At 68.8% G+C, this 21,426-nt stretch carries 18 protein-coding genes and 1 pseudogene; 6 read left to right on the forward strand and 13 right to left on the reverse strand.

All coding sequences use genetic code 11. The features are described 5' to 3' along the window. Positions 1-95: 95 nt before the first annotated feature. Positions 96-1,154, forward strand: coding sequence for a GTP 3',8-cyclase MoaA (gene moaA / locus JNUCC0626_RS30240; protein WP_394614137.1), 1,059 nt, complete (start codon positions 96-98; stop codon positions 1,152-1,154). Between the two features lie 2 nt (positions 1,155-1,156). Next, positions 1,157-1,429: a MoaD/ThiS family protein gene (locus JNUCC0626_RS30245; protein ID WP_394614138.1), complete on the forward strand. Its 273-nt coding sequence runs from the start codon at positions 1,157-1,159 to the stop codon at positions 1,427-1,429. Here the strand turns inward: JNUCC0626_RS30245 and JNUCC0626_RS30250 are convergent. After that, entirely contained in the window at positions 1,393-3,810 is a 2,418-nt protein-coding gene (locus JNUCC0626_RS30250; protein WP_394614139.1) for an ATP-binding protein, read from the reverse strand. The genes JNUCC0626_RS30245 and JNUCC0626_RS30250 overlap by 37 nt on opposite strands. A gap of 25 nt (positions 3,811-3,835) precedes the next feature. Then, entirely contained in the window at positions 3,836-4,252 is a 417-nt protein-coding gene (locus JNUCC0626_RS30255; protein WP_394614140.1) for a hypothetical protein, read from the reverse strand. Positions 4,253-4,701: 449 nt separating this feature from the next. Here JNUCC0626_RS30255 and JNUCC0626_RS30260 point away from each other — a divergent pair, with 449 nt between their 5' ends. Then, positions 4,702-5,352 carry a transglycosylase family protein gene (locus JNUCC0626_RS30260; protein WP_394614141.1) on the forward strand — a complete coding sequence of 217 codons (651 nt, stop codon included), beginning with the start codon at positions 4,702-4,704 and terminating at the stop codon, positions 5,350-5,352. Positions 5,353-5,923: 571 nt separating this feature from the next. On the opposite strand, the pseudogene JNUCC0626_RS30265 reads toward JNUCC0626_RS30260, so the two are convergent. The 4 genes and pseudogenes from JNUCC0626_RS30265 to JNUCC0626_RS30280 all read right to left on the reverse strand — a co-directional run bounded on the left by JNUCC0626_RS30265 (position 5,924) and on the right by JNUCC0626_RS30280 (position 9,014). Continuing rightward, positions 5,924-6,825, reverse strand: a pseudogene (locus JNUCC0626_RS30265) (molybdenum cofactor biosynthesis protein MoaE). Then, positions 6,822-7,295 carry a cyclic pyranopterin monophosphate synthase MoaC gene (moaC, locus tag JNUCC0626_RS30270; RefSeq protein ID WP_285642746.1) on the reverse strand — a complete coding sequence of 158 codons (474 nt, stop codon included), beginning with the start codon at positions 7,293-7,295 and terminating at the stop codon, positions 6,822-6,824. The pseudogene JNUCC0626_RS30265 and the gene moaC overlap by 4 nt, the downstream one beginning before the upstream one ends. 48 nt (positions 7,296-7,343) lie before the next feature. Next, positions 7,344-8,726 (reverse strand): NAD-dependent malic enzyme, encoded by a 1,383-nt coding sequence (locus JNUCC0626_RS30275; RefSeq protein ID WP_394614142.1) that lies wholly within the window; start codon positions 8,724-8,726, stop codon positions 7,344-7,346. Between the two features lie 102 nt (positions 8,727-8,828). Next, the gene (locus JNUCC0626_RS30280; protein ID WP_285642749.1) at positions 8,829-9,014 is read right to left on the reverse strand and encodes a hypothetical protein; all 186 of its coding nucleotides are present in this window, start codon (positions 9,012-9,014) and stop codon (positions 8,829-8,831) included. A gap of 85 nt (positions 9,015-9,099) precedes the next feature. On the opposite strand from JNUCC0626_RS30280, the gene JNUCC0626_RS30285 reads away from it, so the two are divergent. Together JNUCC0626_RS30285 and JNUCC0626_RS30290 are read left to right on the forward strand one after the other, a co-directional pair. Next, complete coding sequence (locus tag JNUCC0626_RS30285) at positions 9,100-11,346, forward strand: helicase-associated domain-containing protein (protein ID WP_394614143.1); 2,247 nt, start codon at positions 9,100-9,102, stop codon at positions 11,344-11,346. A 119-nt stretch (positions 11,347-11,465) separates the two neighbouring features. Next, complete coding sequence (locus tag JNUCC0626_RS30290) at positions 11,466-12,260, forward strand: hypothetical protein (RefSeq protein WP_394614144.1); 795 nt, start codon at positions 11,466-11,468, stop codon at positions 12,258-12,260. Between the two features lie 143 nt (positions 12,261-12,403). Here JNUCC0626_RS30290 and JNUCC0626_RS30295 read toward each other — a convergent pair whose 3' ends face one another. The 4 genes from JNUCC0626_RS30295 to JNUCC0626_RS30310 all read right to left on the reverse strand — a co-directional run bounded on the left by JNUCC0626_RS30295 (position 12,404) and on the right by JNUCC0626_RS30310 (position 17,575). Beyond that, positions 12,404-13,009, reverse strand: coding sequence for a GTP-binding protein (locus tag JNUCC0626_RS30295; RefSeq protein ID WP_093605474.1), 606 nt, complete (start codon positions 13,007-13,009; stop codon positions 12,404-12,406). Next, positions 12,990-13,613, reverse strand: coding sequence for a DUF742 domain-containing protein (locus tag JNUCC0626_RS30300; protein ID WP_382442769.1), 624 nt, complete (start codon positions 13,611-13,613; stop codon positions 12,990-12,992). Before JNUCC0626_RS30300 ends, JNUCC0626_RS30295 begins: the two co-directional genes overlap by 20 nt. Positions 13,614-13,814: 201 nt before the next feature. Continuing rightward, entirely contained in the window at positions 13,815-14,234 is a 420-nt protein-coding gene (locus JNUCC0626_RS30305; RefSeq protein ID WP_030470879.1) for a roadblock/LC7 domain-containing protein, read from the reverse strand. Continuing rightward, on the reverse strand, positions 14,231-17,575 hold the full coding sequence (locus tag JNUCC0626_RS30310; protein WP_394614145.1) for a sensor histidine kinase: 3,345 nt from the start codon (positions 17,573-17,575) through the stop codon (positions 14,231-14,233). The genes JNUCC0626_RS30305 and JNUCC0626_RS30310 overlap by 4 nt, the downstream gene beginning before the upstream one ends. 484 nt (positions 17,576-18,059) lie before the next feature. On the opposite strand from JNUCC0626_RS30310, the gene JNUCC0626_RS30315 reads away from it, so the two are divergent. Next, entirely contained in the window at positions 18,060-19,037 is a 978-nt protein-coding gene (locus tag JNUCC0626_RS30315; protein ID WP_394614146.1) for an ABC transporter substrate-binding protein, read from the forward strand. 83 nt (positions 19,038-19,120) lie between these two features. On the opposite strand, the gene JNUCC0626_RS30320 is transcribed toward JNUCC0626_RS30315, so the two are convergent. The 3 genes from JNUCC0626_RS30320 to JNUCC0626_RS30330 all read right to left on the reverse strand — a co-directional run bounded on the left by JNUCC0626_RS30320 (position 19,121) and on the right by JNUCC0626_RS30330 (position 21,396). Further along, positions 19,121-19,960, reverse strand: coding sequence for an LppU/SCO3897 family protein (locus tag JNUCC0626_RS30320; protein ID WP_394614147.1), 840 nt, complete (start codon positions 19,958-19,960; stop codon positions 19,121-19,123). An 84-nt stretch (positions 19,961-20,044) separates the two neighbouring features. Further along, positions 20,045-20,602 carry an LppU/SCO3897 family protein gene (locus JNUCC0626_RS30325; protein WP_394614148.1) on the reverse strand — a complete coding sequence of 186 codons (558 nt, stop codon included), beginning with the start codon at positions 20,600-20,602 and terminating at the stop codon, positions 20,045-20,047. A gap of 311 nt (positions 20,603-20,913) precedes the next feature. After that, entirely contained in the window at positions 20,914-21,396 is a 483-nt protein-coding gene (locus JNUCC0626_RS30330; protein WP_394614149.1) for an LppU/SCO3897 family protein, read from the reverse strand. Positions 21,397-21,426: the final 30 nt, after the last annotated feature.

A 21,426-nucleotide genomic window follows, 5' to 3' on the forward strand; every position in this document is an offset into this window, starting at 1 on the left:
AGACAATTCCTCGTCAGGGTGCTCCAAACGGGCGGAACGTGAGAAACCTCGTTTGTGGAGTCACCTACAACGGGTTGTTCATTAAGCTAAATAAGGTGACAGCAGTGGAGTTGGGACTACCGGTCGTGCGCGGCACGCCTGACGCGTCCGCACGTCCGGACACGCCGCTGCTCCTCGACAGCTTCGGGCGGGTGGCGAAGGACCTCCGGGTCTCCCTCACGGACCGGTGCAACCTGAGGTGCACCTACTGCATGCCGGCCGAGGGCCTCGACTGGCTCAAGAAGGACGAGCTGCTCACCGACGCCGAGCTGGTCAGGCTCATGCGCATCGCCGTGGTCGACCTGGGTGTCACGGACATCAGGTTCACCGGCGGCGAGCCGTTGCTGCGGCGCGGGCTGGAGCAGGTCATCGCCGCGACGGCCGAGTTGGAGCCGCGGCCGCGCATGTCGATGACGTCGAACGGGATCGGGCTCTCCCGCCGCGCGCAGTCGCTCAAGGACGCCGGACTGGACCGCATCAACGTCTCGCTCGACACCCTCGACCCCGCCAGGTTCGCCACGCTGACCAGGCGCGACCGCATCACGGACGTGCTGGACGGCCTCGACGCCGCCCGCGCGGCCGGGCTGGAGCCGGTGAAGGTCAACTCGGTGCTGATGCGCGGCATGAACGACGACGAGGCCGTCCCGCTGCTGCGGTTCTGCGTCGAGAACGGCTACCAGCTGCGGTTCATCGAGCAGATGCCGCTGGACGCGCAGCACGGCTGGACGCGCACCAACATGGTCACGGCCGACGACATCCTGACGATGCTCTCGACCGCGTTCACGCTGACGCCGTCGGAGACCCCGCGCGGCGGTGCGCCCGCCGAGAAGTGGCTGGTCGACGGCGGTCCTGCGGTCGTCGGCGTGATCGCGTCGGTGACCAGGCCGTTCTGCGCCGCCTGCGACCGCACCCGGCTCACCTCGGACGGCCAGATCCGCAACTGCCTGTTCAGCCAGGGCGAGACCGACCTGCGCGCACTGCTGCGCGACGGCTCCCCCGACGCCGCGATCGCCGACGCCTGGCGCGCCACGATGTGGGCGAAGAAGGCCGGGCACGGCATCAACGAGGCGGGCTTCGAACAGCCCGACCGTCCCATGAGCGCCATCGGAGGATGACAGTGAGCACGCCAGTCAGCACGGCGGTGAACGTCCGCTACTTCGCGGGCGCGCGCGCCGCGGCCGGGGTGGCCGACGAGGACCTCCTGCTGGACGCCCCCGAGCCCACCGTGGCCCTCGTGGTGAGCGCCATCAGAACGAAGCACGGCGACAAGCTCGGCAAGGTGCTCGCCGCCTCCAGCTTCCTGCTGGACGGTGTCGCGGTGCGCGACACGTCCGTGCGCGTGCCCGCCGGGGCTCAGCTGGACGTGCTGCCGCCGTTCGCGGGCGGCTGAGCGGACGGAGCGGCTGGAGCAGCCGATCCAGCCAGGAACTCCTCCGCCCTCCGCACCACCACGCCCTGTTCGCGCGCCCGCGCGAGCTCCAGCGCCTCCAGGGCGAGACCGTGGTCGCCGCTCGCCAGTGCCAGCGCCAGCACGGCCTTGGCCTCCAGCAGGCGGTCACCGCTCGCCCGGACGTCCGCCAGCACCTCCGCGGCGAGCGCGCGGTCGTGCACCGCGATCTCCAGCAGGGCCTTGCGCCTGCCCACCGGGTAGTCGATCCGGTCGGCCAGCTCGGCCGCCTCGCGCGCCTCCCCCAGCCTGATCAGCGCCTCGACCTCGACCCGGACGTCGCCGAACCGGCGCGCGAGCTCCAGGCCCTCGGTGGCGAACGCGCGCGCCTGGTCGTGCTCACCCGCTTGATCCGCCACGTCCGCCAGGTTGGCCAGCAGATTTGGCTTGTTCGAATCGGCCATGCCGTACCTCTCGTAGCCGGCCATGGCGCTCTCCAGGTGCGGGCGGGCCTCGTCGTACTCGCCGAGTTCGATGTGAGCAACGGCGATGTTCTCGTGGCAGACCGCGGCCCGTACCCAGGCCCCGGCCTCCTCGTGGCGGCGCAGGGCCTTCGTCAGGTGGGCCACCGCCTGGCGGAGCTCGGCGCGGGCACCGTGGATCGTGCCGAGGTTCATCAGCACGTTCGCGTGCAGCGCCGACTCCTCGGGCACCGTCCGCCGGGCCTCTTCCATGTCCGCCAGCGCGCCGTCCAGGTCACCCAGGTCGCGCCTCACCAGGCCCAGGTTGTTGAACAGCGTCGCGCGCACGACCGGCGACTCGGTCAGTTCCAGCGCCTCGCCGTAGGACTCGAGCGCTTTCGGGTATGCACCCAGCACCCAGTGGAGATGGCCGAATCCGTTGTGCATGGCCGCTTGCCCCGGCCTGTCCCCCGCCGCGCGCGCCGACGCGAGCCCCGACTCCAGCGCCACGCCCAGCTCCGGCCGGTGGCCGGCGTAGTTGAGGTAGCCGCGCATCGCGTCCGTGAGGCGGTGCGCGAACGGGTGCGGCGCGACCTGCACCGCCGCCACGAGAGTCCCGCGTTTCCCGTCGAGCCACGCGCCGGCCTCGTCCGCGGTCGCGAACTCGCGGCCCTCCACCTCGAGCGGAATCGGGTCGAGCCTGGTGAGCCCGGGGCTGACGACGCCGGCGGCGTTGCTCGCGGTCGCCAGGTAGAAGGACAGCAACCGGCGCAGGGCGGGCGGGCCGTCCGTGCCCGCCTGTTCCGAGGCGAAGAGCCGGATCAGGTCGTGCAGCGCGAACCGTTCTCCCGACTGCTGGACGAGTCCGGCGCGCGCCAGCACGCCGAGCAGGCGCGCACCCTCCTCTGTGGACGTTTCGCCGAGCACGGCGGCGGACGCCGGACCGAAGTCGGCGCCGGGGTGCACGCTGAGAAGCCCGAAGAGGCGGCGCGCGTCGTCGGGCAAAGCCTGATAGGACAAGGCGAACGCCGCGCGCACGGCCGCGTCGCCCTCGATCTCCAGTGCGTCCAGCCGGTCGTCGCCGCGCAGGTCCGCGAGGTAGTCGGGCAGGTGCCGGTCGGCCAACTGGGCGCCCGCGATGCGCAACGCGAGCGGCAGGTGCGCGCACAGCCTGACCAGCTCGGCGCGGTCGTCCGGGGAGCCGCCGATCTTCATCCGGTCGAGCAGCACGTCCGCCTCGCCGTCGGTCAGCACACCGAGGCCGGTCTGGCCCGGCAGCTCGTTCCTGCTGGTCACGATGGCCGCGCAGCCCTCGACGTCGGGCACGAGCGGGCTGAGCCCGGTGGCGTTGTCCAGCAGCACCAGCACTTTCCGGCCGCGCAGCTTCGAGCGGTACAGCTCGACCTGCTCGTCGAGACCGGGAGGGACCTCCGGGGGCGGCACGCCGAGCGCGCGCAGGAACCGGCCGACCGCCTGCGTGGTCGTGACCGTCGGTCCGGTCGCGAAGCCGCGCAGGTCGACGTGCAGCTGACCGTCGGGGAAGCGGTCGCGGATCCGGTGCGCGAGGCGGACGGCGAGCGCGGTCTTGCCGATGCCGGGCGGGCCGGTGATCGCCAGCACCCGTTCGTCCGAAGAGGACAGTGCGGCGAGTTCTTCTCGGCGCCCCACGAAGTCCGGGAGATCGGCGGGCAATTGCGACGGACCCGGCAGGCGCACGACCAGGCGGTAGCCGGAGGCGTCGGTGACGATCTCGTCGTCGACCGACTGCCGGAGCCTGCGCACGAGCGTCCGCAACGCCGGCAACGGACTCGACGGTGGCGTGTCACCCCAGACCGCGCGGACGAGATCTCCGAACAGCACGGGCTGGCCCGCCTTCTCGGTCAACGCGCGGTGCAACGCCTCGAGCCGGGTCTCCTTCGCCATCCGCCCATTCTCGCGGAGATGTCGATCATCCGGCGGCGGCGGCGTGCCTGCGGTCCTTCCTCCAGCGCTTGAGCTGCCGGTAGTACTCGTTCGACGGGATCTGGAAGACCAGCACCACGCCCACGCCGAACAGCACCGAGGCGATCACGGCGTAACTCGCGGCCTGGGAGACGTCCGGGTCGCCGATGAACCTGATGCCGCCGGGCAGCCACTGGACGGTCTGGAACGCCAGCAGCACCACGGTCGTGACGCGGGCCCAGTTGAACCAGATCGTCAGCAGGCTGATCAGGAAGATCACCGACGGCAGCCCGTTGTTGTTCAGGCCGTTGCGGCCGCCGAGGTTCGAGACCGTCATCGCGAAGAAGGCGGCCGCGAGCGGCAGCAGCACGAGGGCGACGACCAGAACCTTGGGACGCTTCGGGCGAGGGGCCGGCTGGGTCATGAAACCGAGTCTGAAGTCTTCCCGAGGGGACCGGTCCCGCTTGCCCGCGCGCACATCCCACGACCGTGAACAGGGCTCTCAAACGGCCCAACACGCGTGAGCCACGCCTCACTTTCCGTAATAGATCTCGGCCGATCTCAGGATGGAAACGAACCGATAACGACACCGCTGACCTGCACTTTTGTAGGCTCCCAACAACGCTCCAAGTTGTTACTGTGACGCGCGTCACAGCTCGAAACATTTGGTGAGGGCCCCGGCGGTTACGTACGGTCGCTCCTCGGCTGGCCCGAACCAGCCGCAAGCACGATCCGGAGGACCGAGCACCGAACCCAGTCCGAGGGTTCTCCGGCACTTACCCCGAGCGAGAGAAACCGCCGGACTGGGACGCAGGAACGCACCGGGCCCCGAACCCGAGTTCCTGTCCGGAGGCGCGGTGGACCGAGAGGCACATGGCTTTCAACCGTGGCAACGAGGGCAAGCAGGGTTCGTTCGCTCGCACCATCGCCAAGGTCGCGGCAGTCGGCATCATCGCCGGCGCCCCTCTGGGTCTGGCCGTTGGCACCGCCAACGCGGCCCCCGGAATGGACTGGGACGCACTCGCGCAGTGCGAGGCAAGTGGCAACTGGGGCGCCAACACCGGCAACGGCTACTACGGCGGCCTCCAGTTCACGCAGGGCACCTGGAACGCCAACGGCGGCTCCGGCAACCCGGCCAACGCCTCCCGCGAGGAGCAGATCCGAGTCGCGGAGAACGTCCTGCGCACGCAGGGCTCGAACGCGTGGCCGTCCTGCAGCAAGCGCATCGGCGCCTACGTGGGCAAGACCGCCCCGGCCCCGAAGCAGCAGCAGCCGACCCAGCGCAAGGCGCAGCCGCAGCCGCAGCAGCGCAAGGCCGCCCCGGTCCAGCAGGCGCCGGTCCAGCAGCTCGCGGGCTCGAAGTCGAACCCGAACGGCAACTACGAGATCAAGGCAGGCGACACCCTGTCGAAGATCGCGGAGGCCAACAAGGTCGAAGGCGGCTACCAGGCCATCGTGGAGAAGAACAAGGAATTCCTCACGAACCCGGACCTGATCTTCACGGGCGACAAGATCCTGATCTGAGCCGAGAGCTCGATCAGCGCACCTTGGCCGGTCGCATGATGGCCAGTCCGCGTGATGCGGGCTGACGCAGAACCAGGGACCTCACCGTTATCCCCCCGACGGTGAGGTCCCTGCCTGCGTATGTGGGCTTGGTGGAGGAGTGCGGGCCAGCGGACTGCGGGACGGATGGTGTCGGTGCCAACCGCAGTCGTCAACGCAGGCCAACCACCTACGCAAACCAGGCGCGCGCTCTCAACCGGCGGCCACCAACGCAAACTCCACCACCTACGAGTCCTGGCGTGGCGAAGCGAGCCCGAAAGGGCTGATTCAAACCGGTGAGCCGGTTGCGCCGTTCTTGGCGATTGGGGCTTGACCTTGAGGGGCTGGATGCCAACCTGTCTCGGTCCGGCCGGGGCGTACTTCACCCCGGCCTTTGAGGCCGCGAATGCATCCAGCTAGAGGCTCAAGCTCAAGCCCCAATCGCAACCCCGCTCTTCGTCACGACCTGATGGACCACCCTCGCAACCGCAGCCCACCCAACAAACGCGACCAACCCCGCTGGAACGCAACCACCAACGGAACGCGACCACCCTCAGGGGCAGTTGACCCACTCGTCGGACCCATCCGAAAACACCTGCCGCTTCCACACCGGCAACCGAGCCTTGACCTCATCCACCAGGTCGGCGCACAACGAAAACGCCTCCCCCCGATGCTCAGCCGCAACAGCACAGGCCAGCGCGACATCCCCGATCTTCAACGGCCCAACCCGGTGCGAAACAGCAATCCCGTGCACCCCGGAGTACTTCGAGGCCAAGGACTCGACAACCTCAGCCACCACATCAGAAGCAGACGGATGCGAGTGGTACTCCAACTCCAGCACCGACCGCCCCCCGTCGTGATCCCGAACCACGCCGGAAAACGTGACCACCGCACCAGCCCGATCAGACTCGACCAGCGAGGCGTGCTCCGAAACCGACAAGGGCGATTCGGTGACAACAGCCCGGAACACCACGCTCACTTGTGATCCCCTCCACGCAACTGGTCCAGCGCATGCTCCAGCACCGAGTCCAACACGGACAACCCGTCCCGAACCCCGCCGGTGGACCCGGGCAGGTTCACGATCAACGTCCGCGCGGCGACCCCGGCCACCCCACGCGACAACACGGACCCAGGCACACGTGGCCACCCGGCAAGACGGATCACGTCAGCCAGCCCGGGCACCTCGAAGTCGAGCACCGCACGGGTCGCCTCAGGAGTCCGGTCAGTGGGGTTGATCCCGGTACCACCGGTGGTCAGCACCAGATCAACACCCGAAGACACCGCATCCGAAAGAGCTGACCGAACAGGGTCCCCGTCCGGCACCACCACGGGCGCCTCAACCGAGAACCCCCGATCGGCCAGCCACGACACGATCAGTGGCCCGCTCCGGTCCTCGTAGACACCAGCCGAGGCACGGTTCGAGGCCACCACGACGACAGCGGAGAAGTCGGTCACGGGCGCTCCCAGAGACCGGACTTGCCGCCCTCCTTGCGCTCCACCCGAACCGCGTCCAGAGAAGCGGCGGGGTCGACCGACTTCACCATGTCGTGCAGGGTCAGCCCGGCCACCGACACGGCGGTCAGGGCTTCCATCTCCACCCCGGTGCGGTCGGTGGTGCGGACGGTGGCGGTGATCAGCACGGCCGAGTCGGCCAGGGCCAGGTCCACGACGACCGACGACAGCGCGATCGGGTGGCACAAAGGCACCAGTTCCCAGGTGCGCTTCGCCGCCATGATGCCTGCGATGCGGGCGGTGGCGAGGGCGTCGCCCTTGGGCAGGCCGTCGGCGCCCAGCAACTCCACCACTTCTGCGGTCGTGTGCAGGACTCCGGTGGCGACGGCGGTCCGGGTGGTCTGCTCCTTGCCGGAGACGTCGACCATCCGGGCCGCGCCGGCGGAGTCCAGGTGGGTGAACTGCTTGGTCATACAGCGATCGTATGCCTGCACGCGACAACCGACCGGTGCGCAAAGCCCCTAAGAAGTAGCGGCCTTGCGCACTGCCTCGGCGACGGCCGGGGCGACGGTGTTGTCGAAGACCGACGGCACGATGAACGAGGCGTTCAGGCGGTCGCCGTCCACCACGTCGGCGATGGCCGCGGCGGCGGCCAGGAGCATCGCGTCGGTGATGGTGCGGGCGTGCGCGTCCAGCAGGCCGCGGAACACGCCGGGGAACGCCAGCACGTTGTTGATCTGGTTCGGGAAGTCCGAACGGCCGGTGGCGACGACGGCGGCGTGCTGCTGGGCCTCCATCGGGTCGATCTCCGGGTCCGGGTTGGCCAGGGCGAACACGATGGCGTCCTTGGCCATCGTGGCGACCTGTGCGGCGCCGAACAGGTTCGGGGCCGACACGCCGATGAACACGTCGGAGCCGACCAGCGCGTCGTGCAGGCGGCCCGCCTGGTTGTCCTTGTTGGTGGACGACGCGATCGACTTCAGGTTCGCGTCGAGGCCCGGGCGGTCGCGGTGCACGATGCCGTCGACGTCCACGGCGATGATGTCGCCCGGAGTCTGCGCCTGCAGCAGACGGATGATCGCGGAACCGGCGGCACCGACACCGCACACGGTGATGCGGCAGTCCTTGATGTCCTTGCCGACCACGCGCAGAGCGTTGCGCAGAGCGGCGACGACGACGATCGCCGTGCCGTGCTGGTCGTCGTGGAAGACCGGGATGTCGAGCTTTTCGCGCAGGCGGGCCTCGATCTCGAAGCAGCGCGGCGCGGAGATGTCCTCGAGGTTGATGCCGCCGTACACGGGAGCGATGAGCTCGACCGCGCGGATGATCTCCTCGGTGTCCTGGGTGTCCAGGCAGACCGGCCAGGCGTCGACGCCGGCGAACTTCTTGAACAGCGCGGCCTTGCCCTCCATGACGGGGAGAGCGGCGGCGGGGCCGAGGTTGCCGAGACCCAGCACGGCCGAGCCGTCGGTCACGACGGCGACGGTGTTGCGCTTGATGGTCAGGCGGCGCGCGTCGTCCGGGTTCTTGGCGATGGCCTCACACACACGAGCCACGCCGGGCGTGTACGCGCGGGAGAGGTCGTCACGGTTGCGCAGCGGCACCTTCGACGCGATCTCGATCTTGCCGCCGAGGTGCACGAGGAACGTGCGGTCCGACACCTTGCGGACGACGATGCCGGGCAACGTCTCCAGCGTGTCGGTGATGTCCTTGGCGTGGTTCGCGGAGAGCGCGTTGCACGTGAGGTCGATGACGACGCGGTCGTTGTGCGACTCCACGACGTCGAACGCCGTGATCACACCGCCGGCGCGGCCGACGGCCGAGGTGAGGTCACCCGCGGCGCTCGCTGACGGCGGCGCCTCCAGACGAACGGTGATCGAGTAACCAGGGCCGGGGACCGGCATCGTCGTCCTCCCACGAAGTACAAGCGGGAAACGAGCCTATCCCCGGGCCCTTTGCGGTACGCACGCGACTCGGCCAGTTTTAAGACCGGCCTGACAATCCACTCAGGACTTGTTGATCTCGGTCACCGGGTGCCGGTACGGGAGGTCCTCCGACGGCAGCGGGAACGTCACCGTGCCGAACGGGGAGAGCGCACCCTGCAGGTCACTGGTCAGTTCGGTGACGGGGTGACCGCCTTCCGGACCTTCCGGCCAGTGCGGGTCGACCCGTCCAGGGCGTCCTTTCGCCACGTTCTCCTCCTCGGTGGTGTCAGATGACGCGACAAGTGTGACAGAGCACGTCGGGAACGGAAGCGGCCCATATACCGTGGTGAGAATGTCCGGCATCACACTCGCCGACTGGCTGCGCGCCCAGGACGACGCTGCTCTCGTCGCACTGCTGCGCGCGCGTCCTGACCTGGCAACGCCCCCACCTGCCGATATGTCCGTCCTCGCGACGCGGATCGGCACCAGGGCGTCGATCGCGCGCGCCTGCGAGGACCTCGACACGTTCACGCTGGCCGTCCTCGAGGCCCTGGTGGTCGAGGGTGCGGACGCCGAGCCCGTGGCGTTGCCCACACAACTGCTCGGGCCGGACGTGAAGCCCAGGCCGCTGAAGCAGGCGGTCGCACGGCTCAAGTCCCTCGCACTGGCGTGGGGCGACGACGACGCGCTGTCGGTCCCGCCCCTCACCAGGGAAGCCTTCGGCGCCTACCCCGCCGGCCTCGGCCGCAGGACCGGGCAGACCTACGACCTCACCGGCATCACCGAGGGCGAGCAGCGGGTCCTGCAGAAGCTCGCCGCCGGACCGCCCATCGGCGACACCAAGGACGCCTCCAGGGTCGTTCCGCTGGAGAAGGCCGAGACCCCGGTGCAACGGCTGCTCGCGCGCGGCCTGCTGCTGCGCCGCGACCCCGGCACCGTCGAACTCCCCCGCGAGATCGGTCTCGAACTGCGCGGCGCACGGCCGATGGGCCCGATCCAGGTCACCGAGCCGAAGCCCAAGACCAGCACGCTGACCCAGGCGAGCATCGACGCGACGGGCGGCGGTGAGGCGCTCGAACTCGTCCGGCACGTCGAGAACCTGATCGCGAGCTGGTCCGCCGAACCCGCGCCGGTGCTGCGGACGGGCGGCCTGGGCGTGCGGGAGCTGCGCAAGGTCGCCAAGGACCTCGACGTCGACGAACGCCGGGCCGCGCTGCTGATCGAACTCGTCGTCGGCGCCGACCTCGCCGCGAACACCGAGGCCACCGAGCCCGAGTGGGTGCCGACGACCAAGGCCGACGTCTGGCTCGCCGCGACCGCCGAGGTCCGCTGGGCCACCGTCGCGAACGCCTGGCTGGAGCTGCCCCGGCTGCCCGCGCTGATCGGCCGCCGCGACGAGAAGGACAAGCTCTTCAACCCGCTGGCGGACGAGATCCGGCGCGCCCAGGCCCCGCGCGACCGGCGCTGGGTCCTCGAGACGCTGGCCGCGTTCCCCCAGGGCACCGCGATCGCGAACCCCGCCGACCTGGCGGCGCTGCTCGGCTGGCGCGCGCCTCGGCGGGGCGGCAGGCAGCGCGACGAGCTCGTGCGCTGGACCGTCGAGGAGGGCACCGCCGTCGGCGTGCTGGCCCTGGGCGCGATCACCGCCGCCGGCCGCGTGCTGCTCGACGAAGGGCCCGGCCACGCTGCGAAAACCCTCGGCGACGCCCTGCCGGAACCGCTCGACCACGTGCTGGTGCAGGCCGACCTCACCGTCGTCGCCCCCGGCCGGCTCGAACCCGACCTCGCGGACGAGCTGGCGCTGGTCGCGAACGTCGAGTCGGCGGGCAGCGCCACGGTCTACCGGATCAGCGAGGCGACCGTCCGCCGTGCCCTCGACGCCGGACGCACCGCCGACGAGCTGCGTGAACTCTTCGCGCAACGCTCGCGCACCCCGGTCCCGCAGTCGCTGAGCTACCTGATCGACGACGCCGCCCGCCGCCACGGCAGGCTGCGCGGAGGCGCCGCGGGGTCGTTCCTGCGCTGCGACGACTCGGTGCTGATCACCGAGGTCCTCGCCCACCCCGAGGCCGCCCGGCTGGAGCTGCGCCGGATCGCCCCGACCGTGATCGTCAGCCCGTTGCCGCTGGCCGACGTGCTGGACGGGCTGCGCTCGGCCGGGTTCGCCCCGGCCGCGGAGGGCCCCGACGGCCAGGTGCTGGATCTGCGGCCGGGTGGCCGCCGGACCACGCCGAGGCAGCGAACGGCCCGGAAACCGGTGTCACCCGCAGTGCAGGCCGACGAGCGGTTGGGTGAACTCGTCCGGCTGGTCCGGGCCGGTGATCGCGCCGCCGCGACACCACGGGGTGAACGCGTGGCGGTTCCCGGCCATCTCGGCGCGGGTCCGTCGGCGACGTTGTCGTTGCTCCAGCAGGCTGCGCGGGCACGCCGCAGGGTGCTCGTGGGGTTCGTCGACTCGCACGGCACGGCGGCACAGCGCGTGATCGAGCCGCACGTCGTCGGGGGTGGAGTGCTCGAGGGATACGACCACAGCTACGGAGAGGTGCTGAGGTTCCCCCTTCATCGCGTCACGTCCGCCGCATTGGTGGACGAGGACTGACGGTCTGTCATCCCCCGGTCGGTTCACCCGACCACCCTTGCGTGGCCGAAGCGCGACCTAGCGTCGATTGACGTGGACGTACCCGAGACACGTCCACAGACCTAGGAGGTCACTCGCACATGGTCAGCTCCCGGTGGGCTTTGAGAGCCGCCGCCACCGTCACGACCCTGGCGTTCGCCCTGCCGTTCGGAATGGGCACCGCGAACGCCGACCCGATCATCCAGATCCTGGGTGACAACAACGTCAACGCGACGGTGGGGGTGAGCGGCAACCTGAACTCGATCCCCGTGGCCGCCGCCGCCCACGTCGCGATCGACACCGGACCAGGCATCAGCGTGATGGACAACGGCGGCATCCAGGTCGCATTGGGTCTCGCGGCCCAGGTGGACGCGGGTGTCGGCGCGGACGTGGAAGTCGACGCCTACGAGTCCGAACTCGAGATCGAGCTCGACTCGGTGGTCGAGGCGGAAGTGGAAGTGGAACCGGCCGTGAACGCCGCGGTGGTAGCTGACGCAGAAGTCGCTGCCGACGTGAGCGAAACGGACGAGGACCGCGCACCCGCTGCCGCCCAGCCCGCGATCGCGCCGGTCGTGCCGACCGTCGAACCGGTGCCCGCCGCACCCGCCGAGGCTCCTCTGGCCACGGCAGCCGCGGTCACCGCGGACGCGGTGGCGGACGTCGGTGTCGATGCCGAGCTGGCGGTCGACGCGGACGTCGACGCGGATGTCGACGCCGGCATCGGAGTCGGCATCGGGTCGTACGGGCACCACGACTGCCACCACCACCACGGCCTGCTGGGTGGTCTGCTGAACATCGGGATCGGCGCCGGGGTCGGCGCGGGAGCCGATGTGGACCTCGGCAGTGGTGACGTGTCGGTCGGTGCGTTCGTCGGGGTCGGCCTGACCATCGGGTAGCAGTCACCCACGGCGAAGGGACCACCGTTTGAGCGATCAGCGAGCGAACTGAATCAGACCGCAACGACGAGGCGAGCGCCGTCCCCGAAGGTGGCGCTCGCCTCGTTCAGTTGTGTGTGCGGTTGTACTCCGGCGGAAGGAGTTCAGCCCGCGCGGACGGACATCCACTGGCGCATCGCGTGCTCCACCAGCGTGATGAGCGTCTGCTTCGTCGACTGCCGGTTGCGCGCGTCGCACGTCACGATCGGCACCGACTCGTCGATCGTCAACGCTTCGCGCACGTCCTCCAGTCTGTGGTGCAGGAGGCCGTCGAAGCAGTTGACGCCGACGACGTACGGCAGCTGCCGGTCGTCGAAGAAGTCGATCGAGGCGAACGCGTCGGCCAGGCGGCGGGTGTCGACCAGGACGATGGCGCCGATGGCACCACGGACCAGGTCGTCCCACATGAACCAGAACCGGTGCTGACCCGGTGTACCGAAGAGGTACAGGATCAGGTCGCTGTCGAGCGACACGCGGCCGAAGTCCATCGCGACGGTCGTGGTGACCTTGTTGGGCGTGGCGGAGAGGTCGTCCACCCCCGCGCTGGCCTCGGTCATCACCGCCTCGGTGGTCAACGGGACGATCTCGGACACCGAGCCGACGAACGTCGTTTTGCCCACACCGAAGCCACCCGCCACCACGATCTTGGCAGACGTCGTCGGCTTCCGTGCGCCCTCGGCGCCCTGGGGACTAGAGCTTGCGAAGCCCACTGAGCACCCTCTCCAGGAATTCCATGGAAGGCCGGTCCCCCACGACCAGACCGCCCTGGTGAATCAAAACCAAACCCATGCTTGCCATGTCGCCGATCAACACCCGCACGACGCCAAGTGGCAAGCGTAGGAGTGCCGCGACCTCGGCCACCGACCGCGTGTCGACACACAGCCCGCAGATCGACCTGTGCTCGGGAAGAACTGCGGCATCCCGTTCGAGGCCCTTTTCGCTGGTGGAGATCAGCGCCTCGATAGCAAGGTCGTAGTCAGGTCGTGTGCGTCCACCGGTGCGTGTGTAAGGCCGCACCAGTGAACCCGAGTCCGCAGAAGCATTCTCCTCCGGACGTACCGAAGGCTGCGCACCGGTGCTGTACGACGGTTGCCCGCCGGTGTTGTAGGCCGGTTGCGCACCGGTGCTGTACACCGGGTGCGAACCGGTGGTGTACGGCAACTGCTCCGGTACGGCGTCCGGCATCTCGTGCTGGCCGAAGAGGTCCGCACCGGGTCCACCGAACAGCCCGGTGCCGTACCCGTCTATGTCGAACCTGTTCGGCACGTCGTCGTACGGATACGACGACGAGTCATCCACCTCACGCTGAGACATATCGCCTAGCCCTTGCCCTGTAACCCGCTCATCGTGGGGGGTGTCCTCGGCTTCCTCTGGTTCTTGGGGTATCGCATCAGGCTCTTCGAACTGGAACCCACCAGAAGCCCACTCCTGGTAGTTGAAGTTCCTACCGAAGCCCCGGCCTCTAGCGCCAGATCTACCAGCCATTTGTTCTCACCCCTGAACTTCAGATGAGGTCTAGCGACGGACCACGCCCTGAAGCTGCGCGCGCAGCTCAGGGGTGAGTTGTTGACCGACTCTTTCCACCAACAGCGTCATCTCGTAGGCCACGAGGCCGATGTCGCAGTTGGGTGCCGCCAGAACGGCAAGACAAGAGCCGTCACTGATCGACATGAGGAACAGGTAACCCCGCTCCATCTCGACGACCGTCTGGTTGACCCCGCCTGCTTCGAAGCAGCGGGCAGCACCCTGGGTGAGGCTGACCAGTCCGGACGCGACCGCGGAAAGCTGTTCTGCGCGGTCCCGGGGCAAGCCCTGGGAACCGGCGAGCAACAGCCCGTCCGCGGACACCACAACGGAATGTGCCACGCCGGGCACCCTCCGCACGAAGTCGGTGATAAGCCAACCAAAGCTGCCTGGCTGCGCTGCGGTCGTCACTCCTGCTCCTCGTTCTGCCGGCTCGACTGGTCACCAGCGTATGCCTCGATCAATGCGTGCCGGCCTCGCTTGACACCACTCTGCAGGCTCGACATCCGTCCGCGCACCGCATCAGCGGTACGGGGCGGCAGCGGCGGGCGCTGCGCTGTCGATGTCAGGGACTGCGGCTTGGGTGCAGCAGATCCTGGCACGAGCTGAGCCTTCGGTGTCCGTTTCGGCAATCCTGCCGTGGTCTTCGTCTCCGGCGTCTTGTTCAACAACGCCTGAGCCGCGTGCCATCCCTCATCGGCTGGCGATTGCCAGGCCGACTCGGAAGTGGATGCCGCCGCTGGAGTCTCCTCCACAACGGGCTCCGGTTCCACAACTCGCTCCTGCTCGGCGGGTGCGGGTACTTCTTCGGCCGCCGGCTGGACCTTCGAGCGCGGCGTGCGCACCGGAAGACCAGCGGCCGACGTGGTGGTGGGTGCCACCGCCGGTACAGGCTTGCGGGATCGGGTCGGGAGCTCCGGTTCCGGCCCGTCCGAGAGCGGCGGGACGGTCGGCGGCTCGTCGATGTACTCGACCGAACCCTTGTCGGTACCGCCGAGCCTCGACTCGACGTGTCCGTTGGTGGTGGCAGGCGTGTCGCCCTCCGCGTTCGCGGGGACCGGCGCGGCGGCCGATGCGGACGTCTCGCTGCCCACTGCCTGGAACCACTGCGACAGGACGGCCTCGTAGATCGGGAGGCGTTCGGTCGGGGCGTCCAGGTCGTGTTCGACCTTCTTGCTCGACGAGCCGTTGCGGTGACCCATCCCGATGTCGAGGCGGCCCTCGTCGGCCGAGGCGTGCGACACGCCGTTGGCCGAGGAGCGGTCGTCGTCGATCGGCGGGATCGGGACGAACTGCGTGGTCTCGTAGCCGGGCTCGAAGGAGATCTCGCCGGCCTCTTCGTTGCGGTCCTCGTAGGCCGTGAAGAGCGTGGGCTCTCCGAACGCACCCTCGGGTTCCACCGCGGAGAGCTGGTCGCGGCGCCACCGCTCGGACGGCGTCACGTCCTCGACGGGCGGCGGGTCCTGGTAGACCGGGATCGCCGTGGCGCCCGCACCGGTGTCGGTGATGCCGCTCGGGACGAAGCTGACCGGGATGCCGGGGTTGCTCGGGCTCGACTCGTCGATGCGCGGTTGCATGCCGGTCGAACCGCCGAACGCGCCGGCGATGCCGCTGGCCCTCGTCGCCGTGGTGCCGATTTCCGTCGTGTGCTCGGCCGGTGCCAACGGCATCGGCACGGGCTGCATCGCGGGCGACGAGGCGTTCGGCGACATGCCGAACGCGGACGCCAGCCCACCGGAACCGGACGGCGGCGTCGAGGTCGGTGCCTGGCCGGGGATCGCGATGAGCGTCTCCGGCACGATCACCAGTGCCGTCGTGCCGCCCTCGATGTCCTCGTTGCCGCGCAGGCGGACCTTGATGTCGTGGCGCTTGGCGAGCCGCGCGACCACGTACAGGCCCATTCGGCGGGAGACGGCGACGTCGACGTCCGGCGGGTCGGCCAGACGCTCGTTGGCGTCGATGATCTCCTGGTCGCCCATGCCCACGCCGCGGTCCTGGATCTCGATCGCCAGCTCGCCCTTGCGGGTCTTGGCCGTGCGAACGGTGACCTTGGTGACCGGGTCGGAGAACGCCGTGGCGTTGTCCAGCAGCTCGGCGATGAGGTGCACGAGGTCGTTGACCGCGCGACCCTGGACGGTGAGGTCCGGGGTCTGGCCGACCTGCACGCGGGCGTACTGCTCGACCTCGGAGACCGCGGCGCCGAGGACTTCGGCGGCCGGGACGGGCCGGGTCAGGCGCCGCGAGAGGTCCGTACCCGAGAGGACCAGGAGGTTCTCCGAGTTGCGGCGCATGCGGGTCGCGAGGTGGTCGAGCTCGAACAGCGACGCCAGCTGGTCCGGGTCCTGCTCGTCCTGCTCCAGCCGGTCGATCAGGTTCAGCTGGCGCTCGACCAGGGCCTGAGAGCGACGGGACAGGTTGACGAACATCGCGTTGACGTTGTCACGCAGGAGGGCCTGCTGGGCGGCCAGTCGCACCGCTTCACCGTGCACCGCGTCGAACGCGCGCGCCACTTGGCCGACCTCTTCACGCGTGTGCACCGGCACCGGCTCGACGGCGGTCTTGGCCGCGTCCTCCGGGTTCGGGTCCGCGAGGATCCGCTCGACCGCGTCGGGGAGACCGTGGTCGGCGACGTCGAGGGCGGTGCGGCGCAGCGTGCGCAGCGGGTTCAGGATCGAGCGGGCGACGAACAGCGCCATCAGCAACGCGAGCGCGAGGATCGCGAGGACCAGGCCGGACTCGACGTACGCCCTGGTGCGGGTGTCCGCGGCCAGTTGGTCGGTCTTGGTCTGGAGCTGCTCGACGAGCAGGTTCTCGACGTCGCGCGTCAGGTTGACCGTCAGCGTGGCGGCGATGTCCCACTTCTCGGGCGTGACCTGCGTGAAGGCCTTCTGGCTGGCCTGCGCGTTGATCGCCGATTCCTGCATGTCGTTCGCGTTGTCGACGATCAGGCCGGTGACGGTGTCGTCGTAGATCTTGGCCTGCTCGGGCGTCGCGGACTTGCGGAAGTCGTTGCGGGCCGCGCCGAGCTCGGCGTCCGCCGCCTGCAGGGAGCGCAGCTGGGACGGCGTGAACGCCTTGCGCTGGAAGACGTCCAGGAGGATCGCCCGCTTGAGCGACTCCTGCTCCTTGATGCGCGCGATGGCGTTCGTGGTCAGGTGCAGTCGCACCAGTTCCGGGTCGCTGATCTCGGCAATCGTCTGCTCACCGAGGTTGATGAGCGTCTCGATGGACTCCGAGTAGGTCCGCTGGACGGCCTCGGCGGGGTACTGCGTGTCCCGCACCGAGTTGCGGAGGCTGTTCAGGCGGTCGAGCTGCTTGGCGGCGACCTCGAAGCGGCCGACGGCCGTCGAGCTCAGGTCCGAGCTGAGCTCGGAGATGCGGTTGCTGAACGCCTCGGTGGTGTCGTTCACGCGGCGCAGCTGGCGTTCGAGGACGACCCTGTCGACCCTCTTGTTCGACGCGACGTAGCTGACCGACAGGTCGCGTTCGCGCTGCAGCTGCTGCACCAGGTCCGCGACGGCGGTCTCGAGGCGGATCTGGTTCGCGAGGTTGTTGAACTCCGTCGCGGCCTGGAGGTCGGTGCGCACGCGCAGACCACCCAGGGCGAGCGCACAGACCGTCGGGATGAGCAGAACGGCGAGCAGCTTCGTGCGCAACCGCCAGTTGCGCAGGCGCCATCCCGCGGATCGGGCAGATCCTGAACCAGGTGCGGCACCGTTGTCGTGCTTCACCGGCTCCGGTGTCACGTCCATCGGTCCGTTACCCAGCGCAGCCAGTCCGTCACCCGATTCGGGCCTTTCGGAGCGTGTGGTGTCACCCACGCCAAACTGGCTGGGACCTCTCTCACGTCGGGCCACTCTGGGCTTCCTCTTCCAGCAGCAGTGTCCCGGTCTCTCCCCAGGACCGAGCATGGACTCGTCAAACGGGCCGAATTGCAGCACAGAGGTCGTTCGCCCGGTGAGGCGCCCTACCCCGTCTGAAGACACGTCGGTCTACTACAACCTGTGCCACCCGAGCCGGAAGGGTAATGGGCACCCCCTGTGTTGGGGAAGTCTCCAGAAGCACTCACCGTATCGAGACGGGGTGTCGTTTCATACGTTCAGGTGGTTAACATCCCCGGTTGTCGGCACACCCCAAGTCCGTCCGAACCCGCAGTTCGGACTGCGGACACCCTGGTCTGTGGCGACACTCACTGATCAATTCGAAGCTACCCAAGCCCTACCGGCGAGAGGTGCCATGGCTACCCGAGCCAAAGCTCTGCGGCTGGTCGCAGTGCTCATCACGTGTGTTCTGACCGCGAGCTGCAGCCTGTTCGGAGGTTCGTCGGACGGCGCGAACGCGGACATCGAGCGCAACGTCCTGCGCATCGGCGTGCTGCCGGTCGTCGACGTGGCCCCGTTGCGGATCGCGCTGACCGAGAAGCTGTTCGAGAAGGCCGGACTCCAGGTCAACCTGGTCACGCAGCCCAGCGAGCAAGAGGCCATCAAGCAGCTGGGCACGACCCTCGACCTCACGTGGGCGACGCACGTCAGCATCTTCCGCGCGGTCGCCGAGGGCACCGAACTCCAGCTGCAGGGCGAGGCCTACCAGGCCGGCCCGAACTCGATGGCGCTGGTGGCGAAGGCCGACTCGGACTACGACGACCCGGGCAAGAAGGAATCTCCGCGCATCGCCGTGAACAGCGAGACCGACATCGGCGCACTCACCACGCGTGCCGTGCTGGACACCGCCGCGGTCGAGAAGCAGAAGATCAAGTTCACCAACATGCCGTTCGCGGACATGGAAGCCGCGCTGGTCGGCGGCAGTGTGGACGCAGCCTTCATGATCGAACCGTTCATCACGAAGGCGCAGCGCAAGATCGGCGCGAAGATCGTCACGGACACCGCGCGCGGCCCGACACTCGACTTCCCGATGTCCGGGTACGCCTCGTCGAAGAAGTTCGCCGAGGAGAACCCGAAGACGATGAAGCTGTTCCGGGACGTGCTGCGCCAGGCGCAACAGCGCGCGCAGAGCAACAAGCTCGCCGTGCAGGACTCGCTGACCAGCTACGCCGACGTGGACGCGCCGACCGCGGCCCTCGTGTCCGTGGGCACGTTCCCGCTGTCGCTGAACCCGATCCGGCTCCAGCGCGTCGCCGACATGATGGACACCGAGGACGTGCTGTCCGGGCGTCTGGACGTGCAGCAGCTGCTACCGCCAGGCACGACGAATTAGTTGCTTTCGGGCATGAGAATTGGCGGGCCGGAAAACCGGCCCGCCATTTCGCGTTCAGTCAGTTTCGCCGAGTAGGCGTTCGATCACTGTCCGCTGAGCGCCGTTACGCAGTAAGTGATGCCTGGTGCGGGTTCCGCGTACGAAATCGGGTTGCCCGTGGCGCACTGGGCGTTGCCCTCACGCACGACCTTCTCGATCTTGAAGATCTTCTGGACGGCGAACTCGTTACCGCCCTTCGAGCAGTCGACGGGCTTCATGCCCTCCATGTTCATCTTCACGAGCTCTTCCTCGTAGCACTTGCCCTCTTCGAGCTTCTCGACGAGGCAGAGCTTGAGCGACGAGCTGCGCCGGCCGGACTCGGTGTACTCGGCGTAGTCCTCGCTCGGGCACGCCTCCGACGTGGAGTTCATGGCCTTGGCGATGAAGTAGTTCGCCTCGGGCGAGGAGCAGTCGACCTTCTTGTACTTCGGGCTGAAGGTCGTGCCGGTGACGCTCGCGCAGTCGCCGGGCTTCGCCGACGGCTCGGTCAGCGCACCCAGACCGCCGCTGATCAGCACCTTCACCAGGATGCCGACGCCGACGAGCACGAGGATGCTGACGATCGAGCCGATGACCTTGCCGGCCTTGCTCTTCTTCGGCGGCATGGGCGCGCCCATGTAGGGCTGGCCGGGCATACCGGGCGGCGGCGGTCCGTACGGGCCGGGCTGGCCCGGCTGTCCCGGGTAGGGCTGCTGGGCGTACGGGTCACCCGGCTGACCGGGCTGTCCCGGCTGCGCGGGGTAGCCCTGCGGCGGCGTTCCGTACGGGTTCGGCTGGCCGTAGGGGCCCGGCTGACCGGGCTGCTGGCCGTACGGCTGCTGCGGCTGTCCACCGGGAGGCGGCCCGTAGGGCCCTGGCTGCTGGGGGTGGTTGGGGTCGGTCACTGGATTCCTCTCGGATGAGTCGCGCGAAAGACAGCGAAACCGGAGCCGTGGGGACACGACTCCGGTTTCGCTGGGTTCAAGCCTTTAGACGGGCGCGCCAACGCAGTACTGGAGCTTCGCGGCGGCGTAGGAACGCGCCTCCTCGCCCTCGGCGCACTGCGGTGCGGCGGAGTCCTTGACGACCTTCGTCACCTTGAAGGCGGCCGTCTCGGTGCACTCGACGACCTTCGCGCCGACACCGCCGACGTTGTCGCCGTAGCACTTGCCCTCGGCGTAGATCGGCGCGAGGCAGAGCTTCGTCTTCGGGCCCCGGCGCTGCGTCTGCGTGTACTCGTCGTACCCGGTTTCGCAGACCTCGCTGGTGCTGCCGGCCTTGCCGATGGTGTAGTTCGCCTCGGCCGAGGCGCAGTCGACCGGCTTGTACTCCGGGCTGGCCGACGTGCCGGAGACGACAGCGCAGTCCCCGACCTTCGCCTGCGCGACGTCGCTGGAGAAGTAGTTGAACGCGTAGAACGCGCCGCCAACGACGATCAAGCCGACGATGTAGGTCAGGATCCGCTTGCCGATGCTCGACTTCTTCGGCGCGGACTCCTTGGCGGGCTCCGGCGCGGACGCGGGCGAAGCGGATTCAGTCGTGCTCATCGTGGTTCCTTCATTTCCCAATACCCCAGACGGCCCATGCCCCCCGACACAGCCGGAGCAGAGAGTGCCATGCAGCGGCAGAAAGCGCTCAGGCTTTACGGAAACGTTACGACCGATTGGATCAGCTGGAGGGCTGATCTCAGTGGACGAGCACGGAGAGTCCGTAGATGACGACCGCCGCTACGAGCAGCGTGAGGACGTAGGGCAGCGCTCGCCTGCGAAGGCTCTTCCTGGGCGTGGGCGGCTCGTCGAGGATCACGCCGCGCAGGGTCCCACGTGGACAGTCCACGGCGGAGTGGAATGCGGCAAGATCACTGCCGCTGGTCGCCGCGCTCCAGGCAGAACGTGACGGCGGGCTCCGGGAAGACGGCCGCACGCTGGTCACCGCAGGCGGCGCCGTCGGCCTTGCCGGAGACGACCCTGGCCACCTTCACCGAGTCCTTGGTGGTGCAGTCGACCTTGGCGATGCCGGTCTCGGGGCTCTGGCCGTAGCAGGCGCCCTCGACGAAGTTCGGCATCAGGCACAGCGTGGCGTCACCGGTGTACGTCGAGTAGTCCATGCCGCCGGACGGGCAGGTCTTCTCGTTCCACTGCAGGACCTTGGCGATCTTGACGTTGGCCTGTTCGGACCCGCAGTCGAGCGCCTCGTAGGTCGGGTTGTCGAGCGCGCCGGAGATCCGCGCGCAGTCGCCCGCGCGCGCCGTCTTCGCCACGTCGCCGAGCTGGCTCACCACGAACCCGCCGAGGAGGACGAGCGCGACGACGACAGCGATACCCAGGCCGACCTTCTTCATGGCCTGGGTATCGGCGTCATACGGGGTCGA

The sequence above is a fragment of the Lentzea sp. JNUCC 0626 genome (genome assembly GCF_043632865.1).
GTDB lineage: Bacteria > Actinomycetota > Actinomycetes > Mycobacteriales > Pseudonocardiaceae > Lentzea.

Excerpts from the sequence above, each read along its gene's own strand:
- JNUCC0626_RS30250 (WP_394614139.1), bottom strand. The coding sequence starts at position 3,810 with ATGGCGAAGGAGACCCGGCTCGAGGCGTTGCACCGCGCGTTGACCGAG.
- JNUCC0626_RS30255 (WP_394614140.1), bottom strand. The coding sequence starts at position 4,252 with ATGACCCAGCCGGCCCCTCGCCCGAAGCGTCCCAAGGTTCTGGTCGTC.
- JNUCC0626_RS30260 (WP_394614141.1), top strand. The coding sequence starts at position 4,702 with ATGGCTTTCAACCGTGGCAACGAGGGCAAGCAGGGTTCGTTCGCTCGC.
- moaC (WP_285642746.1), bottom strand. The coding sequence starts at position 7,295 with ATGACCAAGCAGTTCACCCACCTGGACTCCGCCGGCGCGGCCCGGATG.
- JNUCC0626_RS30275 (WP_394614142.1), bottom strand. The coding sequence starts at position 8,726 with ATGCCGGTCCCCGGCCCTGGTTACTCGATCACCGTTCGTCTGGAGGCG.
- JNUCC0626_RS30285 (WP_394614143.1), top strand. The coding sequence starts at position 9,100 with ATGTCCGGCATCACACTCGCCGACTGGCTGCGCGCCCAGGACGACGCT.
- JNUCC0626_RS30290 (WP_394614144.1), top strand. The coding sequence starts at position 11,466 with ATGGTCAGCTCCCGGTGGGCTTTGAGAGCCGCCGCCACCGTCACGACC.
- JNUCC0626_RS30300 (WP_382442769.1), bottom strand. The coding sequence starts at position 13,613 with ATGTCTCAGCGTGAGGTGGATGACTCGTCGTCGTATCCGTACGACGAC.
- JNUCC0626_RS30310 (WP_394614145.1), bottom strand. The coding sequence starts at position 17,575 with ATGGACGTGACACCGGAGCCGGTGAAGCACGACAACGGTGCCGCACCT.
- JNUCC0626_RS30315 (WP_394614146.1), top strand. The coding sequence starts at position 18,060 with ATGGCTACCCGAGCCAAAGCTCTGCGGCTGGTCGCAGTGCTCATCACG.
- JNUCC0626_RS30325 (WP_394614148.1), bottom strand. The coding sequence starts at position 20,602 with ATGAGCACGACTGAATCCGCTTCGCCCGCGTCCGCGCCGGAGCCCGCC.
- JNUCC0626_RS30330 (WP_394614149.1), bottom strand. The coding sequence starts at position 21,396 with ATGAAGAAGGTCGGCCTGGGTATCGCTGTCGTCGTCGCGCTCGTCCTC.